Annotated in this window: 19 protein-coding genes and 1 riboswitch; of the genes, 15 read left to right on the top strand and 4 right to left on the bottom strand. The window is 72.2% G+C overall.

Translation table 11 applies throughout. The annotated features are described in order from the left end of the window. Positions 1 to 112 precede the first annotated feature (112 nt). The 10 genes from AC1RNL_RS09370 (at position 113) to AC1RNL_RS09325 (ending at position 12,414) form a co-directional block, all read left to right on the top strand. On the top strand, positions 113 to 2,950 hold the full coding sequence (locus AC1RNL_RS09370; protein ID WP_364196323.1) for a Na+/H+ antiporter subunit A: 2,838 nt from the start codon (positions 113 to 115) through the stop codon (positions 2,948 to 2,950). Beyond that, positions 2,947 to 3,390, top strand: a complete 444-nt coding sequence (locus AC1RNL_RS09365; RefSeq protein ID WP_364196320.1) for a Na(+)/H(+) antiporter subunit C — start codon at positions 2,947 to 2,949, stop codon at positions 3,388 to 3,390. Before AC1RNL_RS09370 ends, AC1RNL_RS09365 begins: the two co-directional genes overlap by 4 nt. Further along, entirely contained in the window at positions 3,390 to 4,898 is a 1,509-nt protein-coding gene (locus tag AC1RNL_RS09360; RefSeq protein ID WP_128189788.1) for a Na+/H+ antiporter subunit D, read from the top strand. The genes AC1RNL_RS09365 and AC1RNL_RS09360 overlap by 1 nt, the downstream gene beginning before the upstream one ends. Next, entirely contained in the window at positions 4,895 to 5,425 is a 531-nt protein-coding gene (locus tag AC1RNL_RS09355) for a Na+/H+ antiporter subunit E (protein WP_128189789.1), read from the top strand. The genes AC1RNL_RS09360 and AC1RNL_RS09355 overlap by 4 nt, the downstream gene beginning before the upstream one ends. Further along, positions 5,425 to 5,760: an MrpF/PhaF family protein gene (locus AC1RNL_RS09350; protein WP_128189790.1), complete on the top strand. Its 336-nt coding sequence runs from the start codon at positions 5,425 to 5,427 to the stop codon at positions 5,758 to 5,760. The genes AC1RNL_RS09355 and AC1RNL_RS09350 overlap by 1 nt, the downstream gene beginning before the upstream one ends. Further along, entirely contained in the window at positions 5,757 to 6,107 is a 351-nt protein-coding gene (gene mnhG / locus AC1RNL_RS09345) for a monovalent cation/H(+) antiporter subunit G (RefSeq protein ID WP_128189791.1), read from the top strand. Before AC1RNL_RS09350 ends, mnhG begins: the two co-directional genes overlap by 4 nt. A 29-nt stretch (positions 6,108 to 6,136) precedes the next feature. Continuing rightward, positions 6,137 to 6,223, top strand: a riboswitch (glycine riboswitch). Between the two features lie 62 nt (positions 6,224 to 6,285). Next, a complete protein-coding gene (gene gcvT / locus AC1RNL_RS09340; RefSeq protein ID WP_492935060.1) occupies positions 6,286 to 7,413 on the top strand; it encodes a glycine cleavage system aminomethyltransferase GcvT in 1,128 nt (375 codons plus the stop codon). Beyond that, on the top strand, positions 7,410 to 7,769 hold the full coding sequence (gene gcvH, locus AC1RNL_RS09335; RefSeq protein ID WP_146356661.1) for a glycine cleavage system protein GcvH: 360 nt from the start codon (positions 7,410 to 7,412) through the stop codon (positions 7,767 to 7,769). The genes gcvT and gcvH overlap by 4 nt, the downstream gene beginning before the upstream one ends. After that, positions 7,769 to 10,612 carry an aminomethyl-transferring glycine dehydrogenase gene (gcvP, locus tag AC1RNL_RS09330; RefSeq protein WP_128189794.1) on the top strand — a complete coding sequence of 948 codons (2,844 nt, stop codon included), beginning with the start codon at positions 7,769 to 7,771 and terminating at the stop codon, positions 10,610 to 10,612. Before gcvH ends, gcvP begins: the two co-directional genes overlap by 1 nt. Further along, the gene (locus AC1RNL_RS09325) at positions 10,612 to 12,414 is read left to right on the top strand and encodes an ABC transporter substrate-binding protein (protein WP_492935059.1); all 1,803 of its coding nucleotides are present in this window, start codon (positions 10,612 to 10,614) and stop codon (positions 12,412 to 12,414) included. The genes gcvP and AC1RNL_RS09325 overlap by 1 nt, the downstream gene beginning before the upstream one ends. 18 nt (positions 12,415 to 12,432) lie before the next feature. On the opposite strand, the gene AC1RNL_RS09320 is transcribed toward AC1RNL_RS09325, so the two are convergent. Further along, a complete protein-coding gene (locus AC1RNL_RS09320) occupies positions 12,433 to 13,242 on the bottom strand; it encodes a CPBP family intramembrane glutamic endopeptidase (RefSeq protein ID WP_492935058.1) in 810 nt (269 codons plus the stop codon). Positions 13,243 to 13,459: 217 nt separating this feature from the next. Between AC1RNL_RS09320 and AC1RNL_RS09315 the strand changes: the two genes are divergently transcribed. From AC1RNL_RS09315 to AC1RNL_RS09305, 3 genes are all read left to right on the top strand, one after another. Then, positions 13,460 to 15,292 carry an ABC transporter family substrate-binding protein gene (locus AC1RNL_RS09315; RefSeq protein WP_240671356.1) on the top strand — a complete coding sequence of 611 codons (1,833 nt, stop codon included), beginning with the start codon at positions 13,460 to 13,462 and terminating at the stop codon, positions 15,290 to 15,292. A 163-nt stretch (positions 15,293 to 15,455) separates the two neighbouring features. Then, positions 15,456 to 17,027, top strand: a complete 1,572-nt coding sequence (locus AC1RNL_RS09310) for an ABC transporter permease (RefSeq protein WP_492935057.1) — start codon at positions 15,456 to 15,458, stop codon at positions 17,025 to 17,027. Continuing rightward, entirely contained in the window at positions 17,027 to 18,166 is a 1,140-nt protein-coding gene (locus AC1RNL_RS09305; protein WP_128189798.1) for an ABC transporter permease, read from the top strand. The genes AC1RNL_RS09310 and AC1RNL_RS09305 overlap by 1 nt, the downstream gene beginning before the upstream one ends. A 10-nt stretch (positions 18,167 to 18,176) precedes the next feature. Here the strand turns inward: AC1RNL_RS09305 and AC1RNL_RS09300 are convergent, their stop codons facing one another. After that, positions 18,177 to 18,761, bottom strand: coding sequence for a PH domain-containing protein (locus AC1RNL_RS09300; RefSeq protein WP_492935056.1), 585 nt, complete (start codon positions 18,759 to 18,761; stop codon positions 18,177 to 18,179). Between the two features lie 74 nt (positions 18,762 to 18,835). Here AC1RNL_RS09300 and AC1RNL_RS09295 point away from each other — a divergent pair, with 74 nt between their 5' ends. Together AC1RNL_RS09295 and typA are read left to right on the top strand one after the other, a co-directional pair. Beyond that, the gene (locus tag AC1RNL_RS09295; RefSeq protein WP_128189800.1) at positions 18,836 to 20,536 is read left to right on the top strand and encodes an ABC transporter ATP-binding protein; all 1,701 of its coding nucleotides are present in this window, start codon (positions 18,836 to 18,838) and stop codon (positions 20,534 to 20,536) included. Between the two features lie 90 nt (positions 20,537 to 20,626). Further along, the gene (gene typA, locus AC1RNL_RS09290; RefSeq protein ID WP_128190585.1) at positions 20,627 to 22,531 is read left to right on the top strand and encodes a translational GTPase TypA; all 1,905 of its coding nucleotides are present in this window, start codon (positions 20,627 to 20,629) and stop codon (positions 22,529 to 22,531) included. 107 nt (positions 22,532 to 22,638) lie between these two features. Here the strand turns inward: typA and AC1RNL_RS09285 are convergent, their stop codons facing one another. Further along, a complete protein-coding gene (locus AC1RNL_RS09285; RefSeq protein WP_400529691.1) occupies positions 22,639 to 23,541 on the bottom strand; it encodes an endonuclease domain-containing protein in 903 nt (300 codons plus the stop codon). Positions 23,542 to 23,702: 161 nt separating this feature from the next. Further along, the gene (locus AC1RNL_RS09280) at positions 23,703 to 25,088 is read right to left on the bottom strand and encodes an LLM class flavin-dependent oxidoreductase (RefSeq protein ID WP_492935055.1); all 1,386 of its coding nucleotides are present in this window, start codon (positions 25,086 to 25,088) and stop codon (positions 23,703 to 23,705) included. Positions 25,089 to 25,183: the final 95 nt, after the last annotated feature.

Raw genomic sequence — 25,183 nt, 5'->3', positions numbered from 1 at the left:
CACCCACGCTACGGGCGGCCGCCGACGTCGGGTCGCACCGGCGCGCGCCGGTAGGCTGGATCCAAGCCCCTGCCCGCGCGCTCGAAAGGGACTGCACCACGTGCTGCTCACTGTGACGACACTCGCCGTTCTCGGCGTCGTCGCGAGCGCCCTGAGCAGCCGCATGGGCCGCTGGGTGTTCCTGCTGCCCGCCGCGGCGAGCCTCGCCGCCGCCGTCTGGTTCGGCCTGCAGGGCCCGGCCGTCGCGGCCGGAGCGGTGCTGCAGGAGCGGGTGGAGTGGATGCCGTCGCTCGGCATCGCGATCGACCTGCGGCTCGGCGCGCTCCAGTGGCTGCTCGCGATGGTCGTGCTCGGCGTCGGCGGCCTGATCTTCGTCTACTGCGCGTGGTACTTCGAGTCGCGCACGCTCGCGGCGCGGACGGTGGGGCTCCTCACCGGCTTCGCCGCCTCGATGCTCCTGCTCGTGCTCGCCGACGACCTCATCGTGCTGACGATCGGGTGGGAGCTCACGACGATCTTCAGCTACCTGCTCGTCGGCCTCAACCACCGCTCGTCGAGCAACCGCCGGGCCGCGCAGACGGCGCTCATCGTCACGACCGTCGGCGGGCTCACGATGCTCACGGGCATCATGCTGCTCGAGGCCGAGACCGGCACGTTCTCGCTCGCGGCGACCCTCGCCGACCCGCCGCGCACCGCCGCCGCGGCGTGGGCGGCGGCGCTCATGCTCGTCGGCGCGCTGTCGAAGTCGGCGATCGTGCCCTTCCAGTACTGGCTGCCGGGCGCGATGGCGGCGCCCACCCCCGTGTCGGCGTTCCTCCACGCCGCGGCGATGGTGAAGGCGGGCGTCTTCCTCATCGCGGCGCTCACCCCCGCCTTCGTCGAGCTGCCCTGGTGGCGTTGGGGGCTGGTGACGCTCGGCATCGCGACGATGCTGCTCGGCGCGGTGCGGGCGATGCGGCAGCTCGACATCAAGGTGCTGCTCGCGCACGGCACCGTCAGCCAGCTGGGGCTGCTCGTGACGGTGCTCGGCATCGGCACGCAGGCGTCGATGCAGGCGGGCCTCGCGCTGCTCGCAGCCCACGCGGTCTTCAAGGCGGCGCTGTTCATGGTCGTCGGCGTCGTCGACCGCGGCACCGGCACCCGCGACCTGCGCGAGCTCGGCGGGCTGGGGCGGCGGATGCCGGTGGCGGCCGGGGCCGCGATCCTCGCGGCCGCGTCGATGGCGGGCATCCCGCCGATGATCGGCTTCCTCGGGAAGGAGGCCGCGCTCGACGCCGCGCTCGCCGACGCCCAGGGCTCCCTCGTCGCGATCGGCTGGGTCGCCTTCATCGGCATCGCGGCGGGTGCGGCGCTCACCGTCGCCTACTCGCTGCGGCTCATCGTCGGCGTCTTCTTCGGCCGCCCCGGCGCCGAGGTCGCGAAGCGCTCGCCCATGCTCGTCGCGGCGCCCGCGGCGCTCGCGCTCCTGGGGCTCGCGCTCGGCTTCGCCGGCGACGCGATCTCCGCGGCGCTGCTGCCGCACGCCGCGACCGTGCCTGCGGGCGAGGAGGCGCCGCACCTCGCGCTCTGGCACGGGCTCACCCCGGCGCTCGGCGCGTCGGCGCTCGCGTGGCTCGCGGGCGCCGGGCTGCACGTCGCGCTCGGCGGCCGGCGGCGCGCGCCCCACGGCCAGGACCCGTTCGAGCGCGGCTACCACGCGAGCATGCGCGGCCTCGACCGCCTCGCGGTCGAGGTCACCGGCCGCCTGCAGTCGGGCTCGCTGCCGCTGCACCTGACGACCATCCTGCTCGTCGTCGTCGCGGGCCCCGGCGTCGCGCTGCTGCTCGCGGGCGCCCTCACCGCCGACCTGCGCGCCTACGACACGCTCGGGCAGGTCGGCACCGCGATCGTCATCGTCGTCGCCGCGGTCTTCGCCACCACGACGCGCGGGCGCCTCAAGGCCTTCATGCTGCTGTCGGTCGTCGGCTACGGCGTCGCGTTCATGTTCCTCCTGCACGGCGCGCCCGACCTCGCGCTCACGCAGGCGCTCAGCGAGACGGTGTTCCTCGTCATCCTGGTGCTGGTCCTCCGGCGCCTGCCGAAGTACTTCACCGACCGGCCGCTGCGCGCCGCCCGCTACCTGCGGGCGCTGCTCGGCATCGCGGTCGGCACGTTCGCGGCGCTCGCGGCGCTCGCGGCCCTGCAGGCGCGCACGGCGACGCCCAGCTCCGCCGCGTTCTACGAGTGGGCGTACGACTTCGGGCACGGCTCCAACATCGTCAACGTCACGCTCGTCGACATCCGCGCGTGGGACACGCTCGGCGAGGTGTCGGTGCTGCTGGCCGCCGCGACGGGCGTCGCGAGCCTCATCTTCGTGCGGCGCCCGGTCGCGGGCGGCTCGGGCGTGCTGCGGCAGCCGTCGAAGGCGTCGCGCAGCCGCGGCTTCCTCGCGGGCTCCTTCGGCGACGCGTCCATGGACTCGCCGGTGCTCGAGATGATCACGCGCCTGCTGTTCCCGATCATGATGCTCGTCTCCATCTACCTGCTGGCGGTGGGCCACAACGAGCCCGGCGGCGGCTTCGCGGGCGGGCTCGTCGCGGGCATCGCGCTCGCGGTGCGCTACCTCGCCGGCGGCCGGGAGGAGCTCACCGAGGCCGTGCCGTTCGACGCGGGCAAGCTGCTCGGCGGCGGCATGGCGGTCGTCATCGCGAGCGTCGTCTGGCCCATCCTCATCGGCGGCAGGATCGGGGAGTCGTACGCGATCGAGGCGACGCTGCCGCTGCTCGGCGACCAGAAGCTCGTCACGACGCTCTTCTTCGACATCGGCGTCTGGCTCATCGTGATCGGCGCGATGCTCGACTTCGTCCGCTCCCTCGGCGCCGGCATCGACCTGCACGGCGAGCAGGACCTCGCGCCCCGCCCGGCATGGCGCTCCGACCGCTCCCTGCCCGGCCGGGAGGTCGCACGATGACCCCCACGCTCATCCTCGCCGTCGCGGGCGGCGCGCTCATCGCCGCGGGCGTCTACCTGCTGCTCGAGCGCAGCCTCATGCGCATCCTCGCCGGCCTCATGCTCGCCTCCAACGGCGTCAACCTGCTCTTCCTCGTGGCGGCGGGCCCCGCGGGCCTCGCCCCGATCGTCGGCCAGGACCCGGAGCAGATCACCGACCCGCTGCCCCAGGCGATGGTGCTCACGGCGATCGTGATCACGCTCGCCGCGAGCGCGCTGCTGCTCGCGATGTCGTACCGCTCGTTCCAGCTCGAGGGCCACGACGAGGTCGCCGACGACGTCGAGGACGCCATCGTGCGCCGCCGCGCCGAGGCCGACCTCTCGAGCGAGGCCTACGTCGAGCTCACGCCCGAGGCGCAGCCCGACACCGAGTCCGGCGGCCGGGCGGGGGACGCCCGCTGATGGATCTCGCGAACCTCGTCCCCATCCCGGTGCTGCTGCCGCTGCTCGCGGCCGGCATCACGCTCACGCTGGCGCGGCGGCCCGCGCTGCAGCGCATCGTCTCGGGCACGACGCTCGGCCTCGTCGCGGTGCTCGCGCTCATCCTGTGCCTCGGGGCGGATGCGCAGGGGCCGATCGTGCTGTGGGTCGGGGCCTGGCCGGAGGGGCTCGGCATCGTGCTCGTCGCCGACCGGCTGTCGTCGCTGCTCGTGCTCGTGTCGAGCATCGTCACCGCGATCGTCGTGATCTTCCCGTCCCGCCGCGACATCGCCGACAGTGCCGACGGGGCACCGGTGTCGGTCTTCCACCCGACGTTCCTCGTGCTCACGGCGGGCGTCTCGCACGCGTTCCTCGCCGGCGACCTCTTCAACCTGTTCGTCGGCTTCGAGATGCTGCTGTTCTCCTCGTACGTGCTGATCATGCTCGGCGCGACGAAGGAGCGCGTGCGCGCAGGGTCGACGTACGTGACGGTGAGCCTGCTGTCGTCGACGCTCTTCCTGCTGGCGATCGCGATCGTCTACGCTGCGACCGGCACCGTGTCGTTCGCGCAGCTGCCCGAGCGGCTCGCGGCCCTCGACCCGGGCCTGCAGCTCGTCATCCAGCTGCTGCTGCTCGTCGTCTTCGGCATCAAGGCCGCCATCTTCCCGCTGCAGTCGTGGCTGCCCGACTCGTACCCGACGGCCCCCGCGAGCGTCACCGCCGTCTTCGCGGGCCTGCTCACGAAGGTCGGCGTCTTCGCGATCATCCGCCTGCAGACGCTGCTGTTCCCGCACAGCCCGCTCACCGAGCTGCTGCTCGCGGTCGCCATCCTCACGCTCGTGCTCGGCATCCTCGGCGCGCTCGCGCAGGGCGAGATCAAGCGACTGCTGTCGTTCACGCTCGTCAGCCACATCGGCTACATGCTGCTGGGGGTCGCGCTCGGCACCGAGGCGGGGCTCGCGGGCGCGATCTTCTACATCGTCCACCACATCCTCGTGCAGACGGCGCTCTTCATCGTCGTCGGGCTCATCGAGCGCGTGGGCGGCTCGACGAGCCTCGCGCGCCTCGGCGGGCTCGCGTCGGTGCCGCTGCTCGCGGCGCTCTACCTCATCCCGGCGCTCAACCTCGGCGGCATCCCGCCGTTGTCCGGCTTCCTCGGCAAGGTGGCGCTCATGGATGCGGCGCTCGAGGTGCCGACGCCGCTCGCGGTCGCGGCCGTGGTCGCGGGCGTCGCGACGAGCCTGCTCACGCTGCTGGCGGTCGTGCGGGTCTGGCAGCGCGCGTTCTGGCAGGACCGCGGCGAGGACGACGACCGCGTGCACTCGCTGCGCGTGCTCCCGCGCGTGTGGGTCTTCGCGTCGACGGCGCTCGTGCTCATCACCGTCTCGCTCACCGCGCTCGCCGGGCCGCTCACCGACTACGCGCAGCGCGCGTCGGTCGACATCCGCGGCGGCGCCTACCAGGTCGCGGTCGAGGAGGCGACGCCATGAGCCGGCCCGAGCTGCGCACGCGCGTCTCGATCTTCGCGACGATCGGCCTCGCCCTCATCTGGATGCTGCTGTGGGGCGACCTGTCGCTCGGCGCGGCGCTCTGGGGGGTCGCGATCGCGCTCCTCATCCAGGTGCTGTTCCCGCTGCCCGACGTGCCGGAGCTCGAGTCGTTCCGCCCGCTCGGCTTCCTGCGGCTCGTGGTCGTCACGATGTGGGGCCTGCTCGTCTCCTCGTTCCAGGTGGCCGCGAAGGTGCTGGCGTTCTGGCGCCCCACCCGCAACGCGATCATCCTGGTGCGCCTGCGCAGCGACTCCGAGTTCATCACCGCCATCACCGCCGAGCTCGTGACGCTCGTGCCCGGCTCGGTCGCGATCGACGCGCGCGACGGCGAGCTGCTCGTGCACGTGTTCGACGCGGGCTCCGAGGCGGCGATCGCCCACGCGCGCGAGCGCGTGCGCTCGACCGAGGCGACCGTGCTGCTCGCCTTCGGCACCCCCGAGGACCGCGCGCTGCTGGAGGAGGACTGATGGATGCCGTGCTCAGCGTCGCGGGGCTCATGCTGTTCGCGGCCGCGGTGCTCACGCTCGTGCGGATCGTGCGCGGTCCGGGGCCGAGCGACCGGGTCGTCGCGACCGACGTGCTCATCGCCGTGGTCGCGGGGGCGCTCGTCGTCGAGGCCGCGATCAACCGCCATCCGCACACGATCGCCGTGATCCTGGTGCTGTCGCTGCTCGCCTTCGCGGGCACGGTGTCGATGGCGCGGTTCGTCGCCGGCAGGGAGGGCGTCGTCGGCACCGGTCCGGCCTCGGCGAGCGGGCTCGAGGGCGATGCGCCGACGGACGAGGACGGGGGCACGCGATGAGCTGGGAGCCCGTGCTCGACGTCGTCGGCAGCGTGCTGATCCTGATCGGCGCGGCGCTCGCGCTCACCGCCGCGATCGGGCTCGTGCGGCTGCCCGACGTGCTCAACCGCATGCACGCGGCGTCGAAGCCGCAGACGCTCGGCTTCCTGCTGCTGTGCGTCGGGCTGTCGCTCATCCTGCGCGACGGCGCCGCCTCGGCGCTCCTCGCCCTGGCGTGCGGCCTGCAGCTGGTGACCGCGCCGGTCGCGACGCAGATGATGGGCAGGGCGGCGTACCGCACGGGGCAGTTCCGCCGCGACCTGCTGGTGGAGGACGCGGGTCGCGATCGCGACGACGAGACCCGATAGGATCGCACCGATAGCACAGCCGGCCGCTGCACGCCCGTGCGGGAGAGCCCCTCCGGGGGCACCGAAGGAGCAAGCCTCCCCGCCAAACTCTCAGGTCCTCGAACCGCACGGGAAGGCCACACTGGAGCCGTTCGAGACGATCGGCGACAGTGGGGGAGTCCAGACCACAGGAGGACTCATGACCGCGCAGGGATCCATCGATCGCACGGCCCCGGTGACGCCGCTGCTCGCCGTGCACGAGGCGGCCGGCGCCCAGCTGATCGACTTCGCCGGCTGGCAGATGCCGGTGCGCTACGGCTCCGACCTCGCCGAGCACCAGGCGGTGCGCGAGCGCGCGGGCCTGTTCGACCTCAGCCACATGGCCGAGCTGCGCGTGAGCGGCCCCGACGCGGGCGCGATGCTCGACCACGCGCTCGCCGGCCGCCTCTCGGCGCTCGAGCTGTGGCAGGCGAAGTACTCGCTGCTGCTCGCCGAGCACGGCGGCATCGTCGACGACCTCATCGTGTACCGCACCGGCGACGCCGAGTTCCTCGTCGTCGCCAACGCATCCAACCGCCACGCCGCGCTCGACGCGCTCGTCGAGCGCGCCGCGGGCTTCGACGCGACGGTCGTCGACGAGACCGAGCAGACCGCGCTCATCGCCGTGCAGGGACCGGCGGCCGCGGCGATCGTCGGTGCGATCGGGCTCGAGTCCGAGCCGCTCGACGCGCTGCGCTACTACCGCAGCCTGCCGGCCGTCTTCGAGGGCGAGGACGTGCTCGTCGCCCGCACCGGCTACACGGGCGAGGACGGCTTCGAGCTGTACATCGCCGCGCACGCCGCGGAGGACCTCTGGCGCGCCATCGAGCTCGCGGGGGAGGGCCACGGGCTCGCCCGCTGCGGCCTCGCCGCGCGCGACACGCTCCGGCTCGAGGCGGGCATGCCCCTCTACGGCCACGAGCTGTCGCTCGACGTGCTGCCCGCGCAGGTCGGCCTCGGCCGGGTCGTGGCGCTCAAGACGAAGGGCGACTTCGTCGGCCGCGCCGCCGTCGAGGCGGGGCCCGCGGCCGACGCGCCCGTGCTGGTCGGCCTCACGGCCGAGGGCCGACGCGCGCCTCGCGCCGGCTACCCCGTGCTCGACGGCGACCGCGTCGTCGGCTCGGTCACGAGCGGCGCGCTGTCGCCGACCCTCGGCCACCCGATCGCGATGGCCCTCGTCGAGCCGGGCTCGGCGACCTCCGACTCCCTGTCCGTCGAAGTCCGGGGCACGCAGCTGCCGGCGTCCGTCACCGCGCTGCCGTTCTACACCCGAGAGGCCCGAGCATGAGCGAGACCAAGTACACCGCAGACCACGAGTGGATCCGCGTCGAGGGCGACACCGCCACGATCGGCATCACCGACTACGCGCAGGCCGCGCTCGGCGACGTGGTGTTCGTCGACCTGCCGGGCGTGGGCCGCAGCTTCGCCGCCGGCGAGGCGATCGGCGAGATCGAGTCGACGAAGTCGGTGGGGGAGCTGCTCGCCCCCGCCGCCGGCGAGGTGCTCGAGGTCAACGACGAGGTCGCGGGCGACCCGACGCTCGTGAACTCCGCCGCCGAGGGTGCCGGCTGGCTCGTCAAGGTGCGCTTCTCGGAGGAGCCCGAGCTGCTGGACGAGGCCGCCTACCGCGAGCTCACCGCCTGATGCGCCCGTTCGTCGACCGCCACATCGGCATCGATGCGGCGGCCGAGGAGCGCATGCTCTCGGCCGTCGGCTTCGAGTCGCTCGAGGCGCTCATGGACGCCGCCGTGCCCGCGGGCATCCGCAGCGCCGGCACGGGCATCGGCGAGGCCGCCACCGAGACGAAGGCGCTCGCCGAGCTGCGCGCCCTCGCCGCCCGCAACCGGGTGCGCCACAGCGCGATCGGCCTCGGCTACCACGGCACCGTCACGCCGCCGCCCATCAAGCGCCTCATCCTCGAGAACCCGTCCTGGTACACCGCCTACACGCCGTACCAGCCCGAGATCAGCCAGGGCCGCCTCGAGGCGCTCATCAACTTCCAGACGATGGTCGCCGACCTCGCGGGCCTCGACATCGCCAACGCGTCGATGCTCGACGAGGGCACTGCCGTCGTCGAGGCGATGCTGCTCGCGCGCCGAGCCTCGAAGGCGTCGTCGTCGGTCTTCGTCGTCGACACCGACCTGCTGCCGCAGTCGAAGGCGCTGCTGCGCCACCGCGCGCACGCGACCGGCATCGAGCTCGTCGAGCTGCCGCTGGCGGAGACCGACCCGGCCGACCTGCCCGACGCCTTCGGCCTCATCGCGCAGCTGCCCGGCGCATCCGGCCGCGTGTGGGACGCGAGCGGCGCCTTCGCCGCGGCGACCGAGATGGGCGGCGTCCCGGTGGCGGCCGCCGACCTGCTGTCGCTCGCGCTCATCGAGGCGCCCGGCAGCCAGGGCGCCCGCATCGTCGTCGGCTCCTCGCAGCGCTTCGGCGTGCCGATGGGCTTCGGCGGGCCGCACGCGGGCTTCATGGCCGTCGCCGAGTCGCTCACCCGCCAGATGCCGGGCCGGCTCGTGGGCGTCTCCGTCGACGCCGACGGCTACCCCGCCTACCGGCTCACGCTCCAGACCCGCGAGCAGCACATCCGCCGCGAGAAGGCCACGAGCAACATCTGCACCGCGCAGGTGCTGCTGGCCGTCATGGCGTCGATGTACGGCGTCTACCACGGCCCCGACGGCATCCGCGCGATCGCCGAGGGCGTCCACGCGGTCGCGACCCGCTTCGCGCGCGCTGCCCGCGACGCCGGCGTCGAGCTCGTGCACGACGCGTTCTTCGACACCGTGCGGATGCGCGTGCCCGGCCGGGCGGCCGAGCTGCGGTCGGCGGCGGCCGAGGCCGGCATCCTCGTGCACGCGGTCGACGACGACGTGCTGCACGTCTCGTTCGACGAGACGTGGGCCGAGGAGGGCACGGGCGTGCTGCTCGACGTGCTGCTGCCCGCGCTCGGCCTCGCCGACGCGGGCGAGGGGGAGCGCGCGATCCCGTCGACGCTCGCCCGCCGCGGCGAGTTCATGACGCACGAGGTCTTCCACGCGCACCGCTCCGAGACGCAGCTCATGCGCTACGCGAAGCGGCTCGCCGATCGCGACTACGCGCTCGACCGCGGCATGATCCCGCTCGGCTCCTGCACGATGAAGCTCAACGCCGCGGCCGAGATGGAGGCCATCACGTGGCCCGAGTTCTCGCAGCTGCACCCCTACGCGCCGCTCGAGGACGCCGAGGGCTCGCTCGCGCTCATCGACCAGCTGGGCGACTGGCTCGCGCGCATCACCGGCTACGACACCGTCTCGCTGCAGCCGAACGCGGGCGCGCAGGGCGAGCTCGCGGGGCTCATGGCGATCCGCGGGTACCACGACTCGCGCGGCGATCGGCACCGCGACGTCGTGCTCATCCCCGCCTCGGCGCACGGCACCAACGCGGCGAGCGCCGTGCTGGCGGGCATGCGCGTCGTGGTGGTGGCGACGAGCCAGAACGGCGACGTCGACGTGGCCGACCTCGAGGCCAAGATCGGCACCCACGCGGGGCAGCTCGCGGCGCTCATGGTCACGTACCCGTCGACGCACGGCGTCTACGAGTCCGAGATCCGGCGCGTGACCGACCTCGTGCACGAGGCCGGCGGGCAGGTCTACATCGACGGCGCCAACCTCAACGCGCTGCTCGGCCACGCCACCTTCGGCGACATGGGCGGCGACGTCTCGCACCTCAACCTGCACAAGACGTTCTGCATCCCGCACGGCGGCGGCGGTCCGGGCGTCGGTCCGGTGGCGGCGAAGGCGCACCTCGCGCCCTTCCTGCCGCGCGACCCGCGCGAGGAGTCCGAGCTCATCGACGGCCTGCGCGTCGGCGCCAACCCGATCTCGTCGGCGCCGTGGGGCTCCGCGTCGATCCTGCCGATCTCGTGGGCGTACGTGCGCATGATGGGGCTCGACGGCCTGACGAAGGCGACCGCGAGCGCCGTGCTCGCGGCCAACTACGTCGCCGCGCGCCTGCGCGAGCACTTCCCGGTGCTCTACACGGGCGAGCACGGCCTCGTGGCGCACGAGTGCATCCTCGACCTGCGGCCGCTCAAGGAGGCGACCGGCGTCTCGAACGACGACGTCGCCAAGCGCCTCGTCGACTACGGATTCCACGCGCCGACGATGTCGTTCCCCGTCGCGGGCACGCTCATGGTCGAGCCGACGGAGTCGGAGGACCTCGGCGAGCTCGACCGCTTCGTCGACGCGATGATCGCGATCAAGGCCGAGGCGGATGCGATCGGTCGCGGCGAGACGCCGCTGGCCGAGAGCGCGCTGCGGCGCGCGCCGCACACGGCGGGCTCGATCGTGCACGGCGACTGGGACCGCCCGTACACGCGCGAGCAGGCGGTCTTCCCCGTCGCGGGCGTCGAGCGGGCGAAGTACTGGCCGCCGGTCGCGCGCGTCGACCAGGCCTACGGCGACCGCAACATCGTCTGCAGCTGCCCGCCGGTGGAGGCGTTCGCCTGATGCTCCGCGGCCGTCGCTCGATCGCCGCCCGCACCGCGTCCGCGGTGGCCGGGGCGGCGGTCGTCGCGATGGCGCTGAGCGCGTGCGGGCCGCAGGTCGAGGCGCGCGTCGTGCCCGGCTCGAGCGTCGACGTGGCGTGGGAGGGCGAGCTCACGGCGGCGAGCGCGGCGAGCGTGCCGGCCGCCACCGCCGGCAACCGCGACGTCGCCGCGCTGACGCGCGCGGCGTTCGCGACGGTCGGCGCCGACGGCGAGCTGCGCGAGGACCCCTCCTTCGGCACCGCGACCGTGGTCTCCGAGGCGCCCTTCACCGTGCGCTACGACCTGGCCGACGGGGTGCGCTGGTCCGACGGCGTGCCGATCGACGCCGCCGATCTCGCGCTCGCGTGGGCCGCGTCGTCGAACGCGCTGTCGACGCCCGACCTCGATCTCGCGGCGCTGCGGGGCGAGGACGGCCGCCTCGACCTGCCCGAGGACGCGGTGTGGTTCGACGTCGCCGATCCCGGCGGGCTCGTGCACGCGGTGGAGGCGCCGGTGCGCGACGACTGGGGGCGCGCGATCGACGTGGCGTTCGCGCAGCCGGTGCCCGACTGGCGCGAGGCGCTCGAGGTCGCGGTGCCGGCCCACGTGCTCGGGCAGCAGGTGCTCGGCGTCGCGGACCCGATGGAGGCGAAGCAGCGCGTGCTCGACGCGATCGACCGCGCCGACCCGCTCGCGCTCGCGCCGATCGCCGAGGCCTGGAGCGCCGGGCTGCCGATCAGCGCCGCCGACCCCGCGCCCGGGGCGCTCGTGGCGAGCGGCCCGTACCGCCTCGAGCAGCTGCGCGACGGCCGCGTCGAGCTCGTCGCGAACGACCGGTACGTGGGCGCCCAGCTGCCGCAGGTCGAGCGGCTCGTGCTGCACGACGTCGCCGACGACGCGGCGGCGCTGCAGGGGCTGACCTCCGGCGCGCTCGACGTGGCCGCCGTGCAGCCGGCCGACGGCGACCGCACCACCATCCGCGACCTCGAGCGCGACGACGCGACGCTCATCGCGGGGGCCACCGGGCTCCGCTGGGAGCTCGCGCTGCGCGCCGACCGCGCACCGCTGCGCTCGGCCGAGGCGCGCCACTCGCTGCTGCAGTCGATCGACCGGCAGGCGCTCGTCGAGGCGGCGCTGGGGGAGCGGGCCGACGAGGCCGACCGCGTCGACGCGCTGCTGTTCCGCCCCGGCACGCGCGTCTACGAGTACGCGCTCGAGGACGCCGGCCTGCCGCAGGCCTTCGGCGGCGCCGAGCCCGAGGCCGCCGCCGCCGAGCGCGACCGGCTCGGCATCCCCGCAGGCACCGAGGTGTGCGTGCGCTACGACCGGTCGGATGCGTTCGCGGCGGCCGCGCTCCCTGCCATGGCCGCGCAGGCGGCCGAGGCCGGCTGGCAGGTGCGCGACTGCGGCGTCGACGACCTCGCCGCCGGGCTCGCGGGGGACGACTGGCACGCGGTGCTGCGCGTCGTCGCGGCGCCGGCCGACGCCGAGGCGGTCGCCGACCGCTGGCGCGGCGGCGGCATCACGGGCGCCGAGAGCCCCGCGCGCGAGGCGCTGCTCGACGAGGCGCTCTCGACGGCCGACCCCGACGCGCTCGAGCAGACGCTGCTCGAGGTCGAGACGTCGCTCGTCGCTGACGCGCTCGCGCTGCCGATCGCCGAGCCCATCCGCCTCACCGTGAGCGCCGCGGGACTCCAGGGCGTCGCGCCCCGCCCGGCCCCCGCATCCCTCACCTGGAACGCGTGGGAGTGGAGCCTCGAGAGCGCGACGCCCGCACCCTGAGGCGGCCCGGTCCGGCGGCTACCGCGCGAACAGCTGCGGGAACGCGCCGTACGCCCACGGGTAGCCGATGAAGACGGCCACGTCGATGAGCGTGTGGGCGACGATGAGCGGCACGAGCCTGCCGGTGCGGGTGTAGAGCCAGCCGAAGAGCACGCCCATCGCGACGTTCCCGAAGAGCGCCGGCACGCCCTGGTAGAGGTGGTAGACGCCCCGCAGCACCGCCGCGGCGACGATGATCGGCCAGGCGCCGAGCCTGCCCGCGCCCCACCCGAGCCGCCGCAGCCGCTCGAAGACGTAGCCGATCACGATCACCTCCTCGGTGAGGCCGGCGCGCAGCGCCGACAGCAGCAGCACGGGCACGGTGAACCACTGCGCGTCGAGCGGCGACGGCACGACGTCGACGGTGAGCCCCATCGCCCGCCCCGCGAGGTAGAGGGCGAGGCCGGGGACGCCGATCACGAGCACGAGGGCCGCGCCCGAGACGGTGTCGCGCACCGGCCGCGTCACGTCGATGCCGAGCGCGCCCAGGTGCGGTCGCCGCGAGCGCCAGAGCAGCCAGCACACGAGCGCCACCGGCACGAGGTCGAGCGCGATGCCGGTGAGCTGGTACGAGAGGTCGAGCCACGCGCGGTCGGAGCGCGCCGGGTTGAGGGCCACCTGCTGCTCGCCGATGGGCGTCGCGCGCGTCGAGACGTCGAGGAACTGCAGCACCGACCAGAGCGCGCTGGCGCCGAGCGACAGCAGCAGCACGATCGCCAGCTCCCACCACAGGCGGCGCTGCGAGGGGGCGTGCTCGCGGACGGGTTCGAGGCGGATGGGCTCGGTCACGGCTCCAGGGTAGGGCCGCGACTTCTGCGCGCCGATCGGGGCCGCTGTGCACATCTGTTGCGCGAGATCGGCGGCGGCGCATTCGATCACGGTTCTGCACCGACTTGGTAACGATCCGGTTGCCGCGCCCGATCGGGCTTGCTCTCGGGCCTACAGTGGCACTCATCCAGAGCACAGCGGCTGTCTGGCCGCGCGCTCACCTTGCACAGGAGGAACATTGAGGATCAAGCGATTCGCTGCGGGCGGCGTGCTGCTCGCGACGGGCGCGCTCGTCCTCTCCGCTTGCACGCCGACTACGGCGCCAGGAGCGGAGATCGTCGAGGGCACGTCCATCACGGCAGCGTGGAACCAGCCGTTCTACTCAGCGAACGGCAACACGTCGTTCGGCAACGCCACCGCGAACAACAACATCAACTACATGACCTACTCGGGGTTCAACTTCTACGACAACACCCCCGAGCTCCAGCAGGACACCTCCTTCGGCTCGTACGAGCTCGTGTCGGAGGACCCGCTGCAGGTCCAGTACACGATCAACGAGGGCGTCCAGTGGAGCGATGAGGTTCCCGTCGACGCCGCCGACATGCTGCTCAACTGGGCAGCCATCTCGGGCGCGTTCAACACGGAGGACTTCGCTCCGGAGGAGTACCAGGACCCGGAGACCGGTGAGTTCACCACCGAGTTCCCCGAGGGCACGGTCTTCTTCGACTCGGGCGCCACGCCCACGTCGGGCCTCGGCCTCGTGCAGGAGACCCCGGAGATCAACGAGGACGGCCGCGGCATCCTCATGACGTACTCCGACTTCTACGTCGACTGGGAGCTCGCGTTCGGCGCCGGCCTGCCCGCGCACGTCATCGCGATGAACGCGCTCGGCATCGAGGACCCGACGGAGGCCAAGCAGGCCGTCATCGACGCCATCCAGAACGAGGACATGGGCGTCATCGCGCAGCTCGCGTCCTACTGGAACACGGGCTTCAACTTCACCGAGATGCCCTCCGACACGTCGGTGCTGACGGCCAACGGCCCGTACATCATCAGCGACTTCGTGGCCGACCAGTACATCACGCTGCAGGCCAACGAGAACTACGTCGGCGACCACCAGCCGCAGGTCGAGACCATCACGGTCCGCTTCATCACCGACGCCATGGCTGCGGTGACGGCGCTCCAGAACGGCGACGTCGACATCATCCAGCCGCAGGCCACGCCTGACGTCCGCGCTGCCCTCGAGGGCACCGAGGGCATCACGGTGAACTACGGCGAGGGTGCGACGTACGAGCACGTCGACCTGCAGTTCGACCAGTCGAAGAACCCGGGCGTCTTCGAGACGCTCGAGGCTCGCCAGTCGTTCCTGCTGACGATCCCGCGCCAGGAGATCATCGACCGCCTCATCATCCCGCTGAACCCGGAGGCCACGGTCCGCAACTCGGCCGTCTTCGTCCCGGGCGCCGAGGGCTACGACGAGTCGGTCGAGAACTCGGGCATCCTCGACATGTACTCCGAGGTCGACATCGAGCAGGCCACGGCGCTGCGCGAGCAGGCCGGTCTGGAGGAGGGCACCGAGGTCTGCCTCCTGTTCGCCTCGACGAACCCTCGTCGCGTGTCGGAGTTCGAGCTCATCCGCGAGTCGGCTGCTGAGGCCGGCTGGACCGTGACCGACTGCTCGTCGCCCGAGTGGGGTGGCCTCCTCGGCGCTCCCGGTGCGTACGACGCGTCGCTCTTCGGATGGCAGTCGACCTCGCTCGGCGTCGCCTCGGTCGGTCCGAACTTCGAGACCGGCGGCATCAACAACCTGTCCTACTACTCCAACGAGGAGATGGACGCTGTCGTGCAGGAGCTCAACACCACCGTTGACACCGAGCGCCAGATGGAGCTGCTGATGGAGATCGACCGCATCCTCGTCGAGGACGCGTTCGGCATCACCATCTTCCAGTTCCCGGAGGTCACCGCGTTCTCCGACCGCATCACGGGCATCGACTCGTCGCCGCTCGCCCCGACGATCTTCTGGAACGTCTGGGACTGGACGCCGACCGAGACGAACGCCTCGGAGGGCTGATCCACCACACCCGCCTCCAGTCCCATCCACTGCTAGTGTGATGTGGCTTCAGGCAGAGAGGCGCCGGACCACCTGGCCCGGCGCCTCTCGCATGAACTCTTCCGACTCGCTCGATCAGCGATCTCGGATCCACCCGTAGACCGGAACTCAAGGAGGCGAACCGGTGGCGACATTCATCGTCAGGCGCCTGATCGCGGCAGTGCTCATCCTGCTCGCCGCGACTTTCCTCATGTACAACATGGTGGCCTTCTCAGGCGACCCGCTCGAGGATCTCCGCGGCGTCCAGACCCCGCAGACAGCGCAGCTCATCGAAGCCCGCATCCGACTGCTGCACCTCGACGTGCCGCCGCCGCTGCGCTACTTCATCTGGCTCGGGGGCATCGGCGGATGCTTCATCGGCCAGTGCGACTTCGGCATGACCATCCAGCAGCAGCCCGTGCTCAACGTGCTCCTGAACTCGATGGACCAGACCCTCCGCCTCGTGACCATCGCCACGATCGTCGCCATCATCCTCGGCATCGTCATCGGCATCACGACGGCGCTGCGCCAGTACTCCTCGTACGACTACGGCGTGACGTTCATCTCCTTCCTCTTCTTCTCGCTGCCGATCTTCTGGTTCGCGGTGCTGCTCAAGCAGTTCCTCGCCATCGGCGCGAACGACTGGCTGCAGACCGGCGCGCAGATCGACTGGTGGGTGATCGTGGTCGTCGCGCTCGTCTCCGGCCTGTTCTGGATGTCGGTGCTCGGCGGCGATCCGAAGCGCAAGGCGATCACCTTCGCCCTCGGCACGCTCGCCGGCGGCCTCGTGCTCGGATACATGAGCATGTCGGGCTGGTTCCTGAACCCCCGCTTCATCCTCTTCGGGCTCGACTTCTCGCTGCTCGCGATCGCGTTCCTCATGCTCTCGGTGGCGCTCATCGTCACGGCGATCCTCGCCGGCATCAAGAACCGCCGCTCGCTCATGATCGGCCTCGGCGTCGCCGTGGTCGGCATCGCGCTGTACTACCCGGTGAACTACTTCCTGTTCAACCCGCAGGTCGTGCCGATGAACTTCTGGATCCTCGCCGGCCTCGCGGTCGTGACGATCCTCGTGGGCGTCGGCGCCGGCTGGGTCTTCGGCGGCGACAACAAGTCCGTCAACATGAAGATCGGCGGCTGGACGGCGTTCCTCGTCGGCGCCGTCATGGTCGTCGACCGGCACATGCAGCTGTGGCAGGCCTACTCGCAGTCCGGCTACATCCGCGGCCGCCCGATCGCCACGATCGGCGCGAGCAACCCGGGCTTCTCGCAGTCGTCCTTCTTCGTGCAGGGCGTCGACGCGTTCACGCACCTGCTGCTGCCGACGATCGCGCTGATGGTCATCTCCTTCGCCGGCTACACGCGGTACACCCGCGCGAGCCTGCTCGAGGTGCTCAACCAGGACTACATCCGCACCGCGCGGGCGAAGGGCCTCACCGAGCGCACCGTCATCGTGCGGCACGCGTTCCGCAACGCGCTCATCCCGATCACCACGATCGTGGCGTTCGACATCGCCGGCATCATCGGCGGCGCCGTCATCACCGAGCGCGTGTTCGGCTGGACCGGCATGGGATCGATGTTCATCAACGGCCTCAACCAGGTCGACCCCAACCCGGTGATGGCGTTCTTCCTCGTCACCGGAGCGCTCGCGCTCCTGTTCAACATGCTGGCCGACATCGCATACGCGGCCCTCGACCCCCGGATCCGGGTGAGCTGATGACCACGAACATCCCGCAGACCAACGAGCCGCACGTCACCGACGCCGAGGCCAACCTCGAGCTCAAGGAGATCGAGGGCCTCAGCCAGGGCCAGATCGTCCGGAAGCGCTTCTTCCGGCACTGGGGCGCCGTCACGTCGATGATCGTGCTCGCGCTCATCATCATCCTGGCGTTCACGTCCGTCGGCATCTCGGCCGGCCCCGTCCGCATCCCCGGCTGGTGGGCCTGGGACTGGACGCAGAACCCGCGCCCGGTCAACGGCGGCACCCCCTCGTGGGAGCACCCGTTCGGCCAGGACTCGATCGGCAAGGACCTGTTCGCGCTGGTCATGCGCGGCACGCAGCAGTCGCTCATGATCATGGTGCTCGTCGGCCTCATCGGCGCGACGATCGGCATCGTCATCGGCGCGCTGTCGGGCTTCTTCCGCGGCTGGGTCGACTCCGTGCTCATGCGCTTCACCGACGTGATCATCACGATCCCGTTCATCGTGATCGGCGCCGTGATCGGCTCGACCTTCGGCAAGCTCGGCGCCTTCGTGCTCGCGATCGTGCTCGGCCTGTTCTCGTGGACGGGCCTCGCTCGACTCGTGCGCGGCGAGTTCCTGTCGCTCCGCGAGCGCGAGTTCGTCGACGCGGCCCGCGTGGCCGGCGCCTCGAACGGCCGCATCATCTTCAAGCACATCCTGCCGAACGCCATGGGCGTCATCATCGTCAACACGACGCTGCTGATGGCCGGCGCGATCCTGGCGGAGACGGGCCTGTCGTTCCTCGGGTTCGGCGTGCAGCCGCCCGACACGTCGCTCGGCCTCATCATCAGCCTCAACCAGGAGGCGTTCCAGACGCGGCCCTGGCTGTTCTGGTGGCCCGGTGCGTTCATCATCGTGATCGCGCTCTGCATCAACTTCATCGGCGACGGCCTGCGCGACGCGTTCGACCCGCGCCAGAAGCGGATGCCGTCCGAGCGGGCGATGCGCCAGGCCGACGTGGCCGCGGCCGACGCGGCCGCCCTCCGCGGCCACGAGGCCGAGGACCCGGCCTTCGCGGCTGCGGCCGACGGTCAGGCGCCGGGGCCGGACGCCCGTGCGCCGCGCGCCGAGGGCGACACCGCGGGCGACCGCGGCGACCGCGACCGGGGCTGACGTGCTGCGCTCAGCGAAGCACGAGGCCCGCGGCGGCCAGCAGCGCCGGCACGGCGACGATCGCGATCGTCGGCCAGTGCCAGCTGCGGGTCGCCGTGGCCGACTCGTCGAGCAGGCCCTCGTCGCGCAGCTCCTCCCAGTGGGTGCGGGTGACGTGCGCGGCCGCGCCGGAGACGCTGTGCACGGCGTCGCCGGGGCGGATCGCGCCGCCCACCGTGCTCGACTCGCGGGCGAGGCGGATGTCCTCGGTCGTGACGCGCGCGATGCCGTAGCGGCTCGGCGCCGGCGCCGCCCACGCGGTCAGGCGACGGTCCTCGAGCGTGAGCTCGAGCGCCCACTTGGTGTCGATGCGCTTGATCGCGCCCCACGGCACCTCCCAGGTGCTGAAGGGGTTCACGACCTCGACGCCGCCGTGGTCGATCGTGACCCGCGGGCGCCACATGAAGGCCCACGTGACCGCGGCGCCGAGCAGCGGCCACGGCGCGGACCACAGCAGGCCCACCGGGTCGTCGGCGAGCAGGATGCTCGCCAGGGCGAGCGCCATGAGCACCCCGATCACCACCGTGATCACCCTGCCGAAGGACGATCGGAACACCGCTCGCTGATAGGCCATCCATCCAGTTTCGCAGACCACCACTGCACTGCAGACAACGCAGGAGAGGAGCTCCCGTGACCGACACGGCAGCCGCCCCCGTCGCCGACCGCGACGTCATCCTCGAGGCTCGCGACCTCAACGTCGACTTCTGGGTCGACGGCAAGTTCTACCCGGCCGTCAAGGACGCCGAGTTCAAGGTCCACGCCGGCGAGGTGCTGGCGATCGTGGGCGAGTCGGGCTCCGGCAAGTCGACGACCGCGATGGCGCTCATCAGCCTGCTCCCGCCGAACGCGCGCGTGAACGGCTCGGTGCGGCTCAAGGGCAAGGAGATCCTCGGCATCCCCGAGCGCGACCTCCGCCACATCCGCGGCAACGAGATCGCGGTGATCTTCCAGGAGCCGATGACGGCGCTCAACCCCGTCTACACGATCGGCTTCCAGATCTCCGAGGCGCTTCGCAGCCACTACGACCTCACGGTCGACCAGGCGAAGGAGCGCGCGATCGAGCTGATCGCGAAGGTCGAGATCCCCGACCCGCCGACCGCGTTCAACAAGTACCCGCACCAGCTCTCGGGCGGCCAGCGCCAGCGCGCCATGATCGCCCAGTCGCTCGCGTGCGACCCGGCGCTGCTCATCGCCGACGAGCCGACCACCGCGCTCGACGTGACGGTGCAGGCCGAGGTGCTCGACCTGATGCGCAAGCTGAAGGACGAGCTCGGCTCCGCGGTCATCCTCATCACGCACGACATGGGCGTCGTCGCCGACCTCTCCGACCGCATCATCGTCATGCGCAACGGCGAGATGGTCGACCGCGGCTCGGCGCTCGACGTCTTCCAGCGCCCCTCGCACCCGTACACGAAGGAGCTGCTGGCCGCCGTGCCGTACCTCGGCGTGCATGAGGACGAGACGGGCCGCGCGTTCGAGGCGTCGAAGGTCTCCGACACCGTCGACCCGATCCTGCGCTTCGCGGACGTCGTGATCGAGTACCCGAAGCGCGGCCGGGTGCCGGCGTTCCGGGCCGCCGAGGACATCGACCTGTCGGTGTACCCGGGCGAGATCGTCGGGCTCGTGGGCGAGTCGGGCTCCGGCAAGACGACGCTCGGCCGCGCCGCGATCGGCCTGCTGCCCATCAAGTCGGGCACGCTGACCGTCGCCGGCCACGACATCTCGGCCGCCTCGATGCGCGACCTGCGGCCGCTGCGCGAGAAGACCGGCATCGTCTTCCAGGACCCGTCGTCGTCGCTCAACCCGCGCATGCCGATCGGCGAGTCGATCGGCGAGCCGATCCTGCTCTCCCGCCGCGCGGCGGGCGACGCGATCGACCACAAGGCGCTCGACAAGCGCGTGCAGGAGCTGCTGGAGTCGGTCGAGCTGCCGACCTCCTACCGCAACCGCTACCCGCACGAGCTCTCCGGCGGCCAGAAGCAGCGCGTCGGCATCGCCCGCGCGCTCGCGCTCGCCCCCGAGCTGCTCATCGCCGACGAGCCGACCTCCGCGCTCGACGTGTCGGTGCAGGCGCGCTTCCTCGAGCTGCTCACGGGCATCCAGCAGGAGCTGCAGTTCGCGTGCCTCTTCATCAGCCACGACCTCGCGGTCGTCGACTCGCTCGCGCACCGCATCGTCGTGATGCGGAAGGGGCGCATCGTCGAGGAGGGCACGCGCGACCAGATCCTGCGCAACCCGCAGGACGCGTACACGCAGCGCCTCATCTCCGCCGTGCCGCTGCCCGACCCGGTCGCGCAGGCCGAGCGCAGGGAGTCGCGCCGGGCGAGCTGACCGGCACCCCGCACGCACGGCCGCGGCCGCCCGCTAGGATGGGCGCCGCGGCCGTTCGTCGCGAACTCCCCAGAACCGGAAGGCACCTGCATGCCGATCGCCGCGCGATCCGACCTCCGCAACGTGGCGATCGTCGCCCACGTCGACCACGGCAAGACGACTCTCGTCGACGCGATGCTGACGCAGACCGGCTCCTTCGGGGCCCACGACACCCACGACGAGCGCGCCATGGACTCGAACGAGCTGGAGCGTGAGAAGGGCATCACGATCCTCGCCAAGAACACGGCGATCCGCTACACCGGCGCGCACGCCGCCGACGGCCCCGTCACGATCAACGTCATCGACACCCCCGGCCACGCCGACTTCGGCGGCGAGGTCGAGCGCGGCCTGTCGATGGTCGACGGCGTCGTGCTGCTCGTCGACGCCTCCGAGGGCCCGCTGCCGCAGACGCGCTTCGTGCTCCGCAAGGCGCTCGAGGCCAAGCTCCCCGTGATCCTGCTCGTCAACAAGACCGACCGCCACGACGCGCGCATCGACGCGGTCGTGGGGGAGAGCCAGGACCTCCTGCTCGGCCTCGCCTCCGACCTCGCCGACGACGTGCCCGACCTCGACCTCGACGCCGTCCTCGACGTGCCGGTCGTCTACGCATCCGGCAAGGCCGGCCGCGCGTCGACCGCGAAGCCCGCCGACGGCTCGCTGCCCGACAGCGAGGACCTCGAGCCGCTCTTCGGGGCGATCCTCGAGCACATCCCGGCGCCGACGTACGACGACGAGGCGCCGCTGCAGGCGCACGTCACCAACCTCGACGCATCCCCCTTCCTCGGCCGCCTCGCGCTGCTGCGCATCAAGGCGGGCACGCTCAAGAAGGGCCAGACGGTCGCCTGGGTGCGGCACGACGGCGAGGTGCAGAACGTGCGGGTCACCGAGCTGCTCGAGACGAAGGCGCTCGACCGCGTGCCGGCCGAGAGCGCCGGCCCCGGCGACATCGTCGCGGTCGCCGGCATCGCCGAGATCACCATCGGCGAGACGCTCGCCGACCCCGACGACGTGCGCCCGCTGCCGGCGATCACCGTCGACGAGCCGGCCATCTCGATGACGATCGGCACCAACACGTCGCCGCTCGCCGGCAAGATCAAGGGCTCCAAGCTCACCGGCCGCATGGTGAAGGACCGCCTCGACCGCGAGCTCATCGGCAACGTGTCGCTGCGCGTCGTCGACATCGGCCGGCCCGACGCGTGGGAGGTGCAGGGCCGCGGCGAGCTCGCGCTCGCCATCCTCGTCGAGCAGATGCGCCGCGAGGGCTTCGAGCTGACCGTCGGCAAGCCGCAGGTGGTCACGCGCAAGATCGACGGCGTGCTGCACGAGCCGTTCGAGCACCTCACGATCGACGTCCCCGAGGAGCACCTCGGTGCCGTGACCCAGCTGCTCGCGGGCCGCAAGGGCATCATGGACGGGATGACGAACCACGGCACCGGCTGGGTGCGCATGGAGTTCGTCGTGCCGAGCCGCGGCCTCATCGGCTTCCGCACCGAGTTCCTCACGAGCACGCGCGGCACGGGCATCGCCAACGCGATCGCGCACGGCTGGCAGCCGTGGGCGGGCGCCATCACGACGCGCAACAACGGCGCGCTCGTCGCCGACCGCACGGGCGTCGCGACGCCCAACGCGATCATGGCGCTGCAGGAGCGCGGGGTCTTCTTCGTGAAGCCCGGCGACGACGTCTACGAGGGGATGGTCGTCGGCGAGAACGCGCGCTCCGACGACATGGACGTCAACATCACCAAGGAGAAGAAGCTCAACAACATCCGGTCGTCGACCGGTGAGGAGCTCGAGCGCCTGACGCCGCCGAAGACGCTCTCGCTCGAGGAGTGCCTCGAGTGGGCGCGCGACGACGAGTGCGTCGAGGTGACGCCGCACGCCGTGCGCATCCGCAAGGTGACGCTCGACGCGACCACCCGCGCCCGCGAGGCGTCGCGCCTCAAGAAGCAGGGCTGACCCTCCCGTCGATTGGTCACGAAGTGCGGGCCGTGAGCCCTCCGGCCAGCACTTCGTGACCAATCGTTCGTGACGACCTCACGGCCGGGCGTGGGCGGGGCCTGGGCTCAGCGGTTCTCGGCGGCGGCCATGCGGAGCGCACGCACGTGCGCGATGTGCGCGAGCACGCCGCGGGCGCCGCCCCGCAGGTCTGCCTTGGTGACGCGGATGACGTACCAGCCCTCGGACTGCAGCCTCCGCAGCCGACGGATGTCGCGCTGGTACTGCGCGTCGTCGGTCCGATGCTGCTCGCCGTCGTACTCGATCGCGAGCCGCAGCTCGGGATAGGCGAGGTCGATCCGCGCCCAGACCCGGCCGTCGGGGTCGCGCAGCTCGAGCTGCAGCACCGGCTCGGGCATGCCTGCGCCGATGATGCGCAGCCGCAGCTGCGTCTCCTTCGCCGACTCGGCGCCGGGGCGCACGAGCGCGAGCGCGCGGTCCACCACCGCCATGCCGCGGGCTCCTCGGTAGCGTCGCGTCGCGTCGGCGAGCGCGTCGATCGTGAGGCTGCCGGTGCGCCGCGGATCGACGATCCAGTCGCCGACCGCCACCAGCTCCTCGACGCTGAGCAGGGTCGCGAGGTGGACGAAGGTGTCGGCGACGGCCTCCGCGCGGAGCCCGGCGACCTCGACGACCTCCGACTTGATGCGGTGTCCGACCACGCCGGGCCGGCGCATCCGCCCGGTGAAGGAGGGGGATGCGAGGTGCACCGGTCCGCGCTCCAGCCGGCGCGGGATCGGCATGCCGTGGAGGAGCGCTGCGGTCGCGTGGGAGAAGAACTGGTCGGGCCTCGCGAGCGCCGTGAGCGCGGCGATCAGCTCGTCGCGGCCCTCCTCGACGGTGGTCGGCGGCGGCCCGACGACGCGGCACCCGCTCGCCGGGCGTCGGAACGCCGCTCCGCGCAGCTGCGCGACCGTCAGGCCGGACGCCTTCCCCTGCCTCGTGGTGAACACCGTGCGCTCCGCATCCATCCCCGGACCATGCCCGATCGGGCGCCGCACCCGCCGCGCCGAGCGACCCCGCTGTGGATCGCCCTGGCGTCCCGCTCCACCCCGCCCGAGGCGCCCCCGATCGATTGGTCACGAATCGCTGTTCGCGGGGCCGCGCGACAGCGATTCGTGACCAATCAGGGTCAGGCGGGGGTGGGGGCCGGGCGGATGCGGTGGGACGCGCCGCGGTGCTCGTCCGGGAGGCGGGCACCGCGGCCGTGCAGCTTCTGCCGCAGCGTGCCCTCGGCGTACGCCTCCGGGTAGGCGCCCCGCTCGCGCAGCACCGGCACGACGTGCTCGATCACGTCCTCCCAGGTGCCGGGCGTGACGGCGTAGGCGAGGTTGAACCCGTCGACGTCGGTCTCCTCCACCCACTCCTGCAGCGCATCCGCGATCTCCTCGCCGCTGCCGACGAGCGTCGGCCCGAGCCCGCCGATCGCGGCGTGGCGGCCGAGGTCGCCGACCGACCACTCGCGGCTGAGCTCGGCCTCGGCCTGCAGGTGGTGGAGCACCGACTGGATCGCGTTCGACTCGACGTCGCCCACCGGGTCCGCGGGGTCGTAGGCGGCGAGGTCGACGCCCATCCACCCCGACATGAACACGAGCGCGCCCTCCTCGCTCGCGTAGGAGCGGTACTCCGCCTCCTTCGCGAGCGCCTCCTCGCCGGTCGCCGCGGTGATGATGGTGAGCAGCGTGTAGATGCGGGCCGAGCGGCGGTCGCGGCCGGCCGCCTCGAGGGCGTCGCGGATGCGCCGCACGGTGCCGGCGAGGACCTCCTTCGAGGGGGCCGCGACGAAGATCGCCTCGGCGTGCTCGGCCGCGAACGCGACCCCGCGGGGCGAGGCGCCCGCCTGGTAGATGACCGGCGTGCGCTGCGGCGACGGCTCCGAGATGTGCGCGCCCGGCACGGTGAAGAAGCGCCCGCGGTGGTCGATGTCGTGCACCTTCGCCGGGTCGGCGAAGACGCCCCGCTCGCGGTCCTCGACGACGGCGTCGTCCTCCCACGAGCCCTCCCACAGCTTGTAGAGCACCTCGAGGTACTCGTCGGCCTGGTCGTAGCGGTCGTCGTGCGCGAGCTGGTCATCCTGCCCCATGTTGCGCGCGGCGCTCGGGAGGTAGCCGGTGACGACGTTCCAGCCCACGCGGCCGCCCGTGAGGTGGTCGAGGGTCGTCATCCGGCGCGCGAAGGGGTAGGGGTGCTCGAACGCGGTGCCGGCGGTGATGCCGAACCCGAGGTGCTCGGTGACCGCGGCCATCGCGCTCACGAGCAGGATCGGGTCGTTGACCGGCACCTGCGCGCCGTTGCGCACGGCCGCCTCGCGGGTGCCGCCGTAGACGTCGTAGGTGCCGAGCACGTCGGCGATGAAGAGGCCGTCGAAGGCGCCGCGCTCGAGCAGCCGGGCGAGGTCGGTCCAGTAGCCGATGGTGTTGTAGTGCCGCGACCGGTCGTCGGGGTGGCGCCACAGCCCGGAGGACTGGTGCGCGACGCAGTTCATGTCGAAGGCGTTGAAGCGGATCTGGCGTGTCATGCCCGGCATCGTGGCGGGCGCCGGAGGGGCGGGGCAACGGATGGGCGACGCCCGGCGTCATGGCGCGTCACGGTGCGTCACACTCGCCCGACCGG

It is taken from the genome of Agrococcus sp. GW821-FHT14H11, from assembly GCF_058803545.1.
This window is presented reverse-complemented; position numbering and strand designations above follow the sequence as displayed.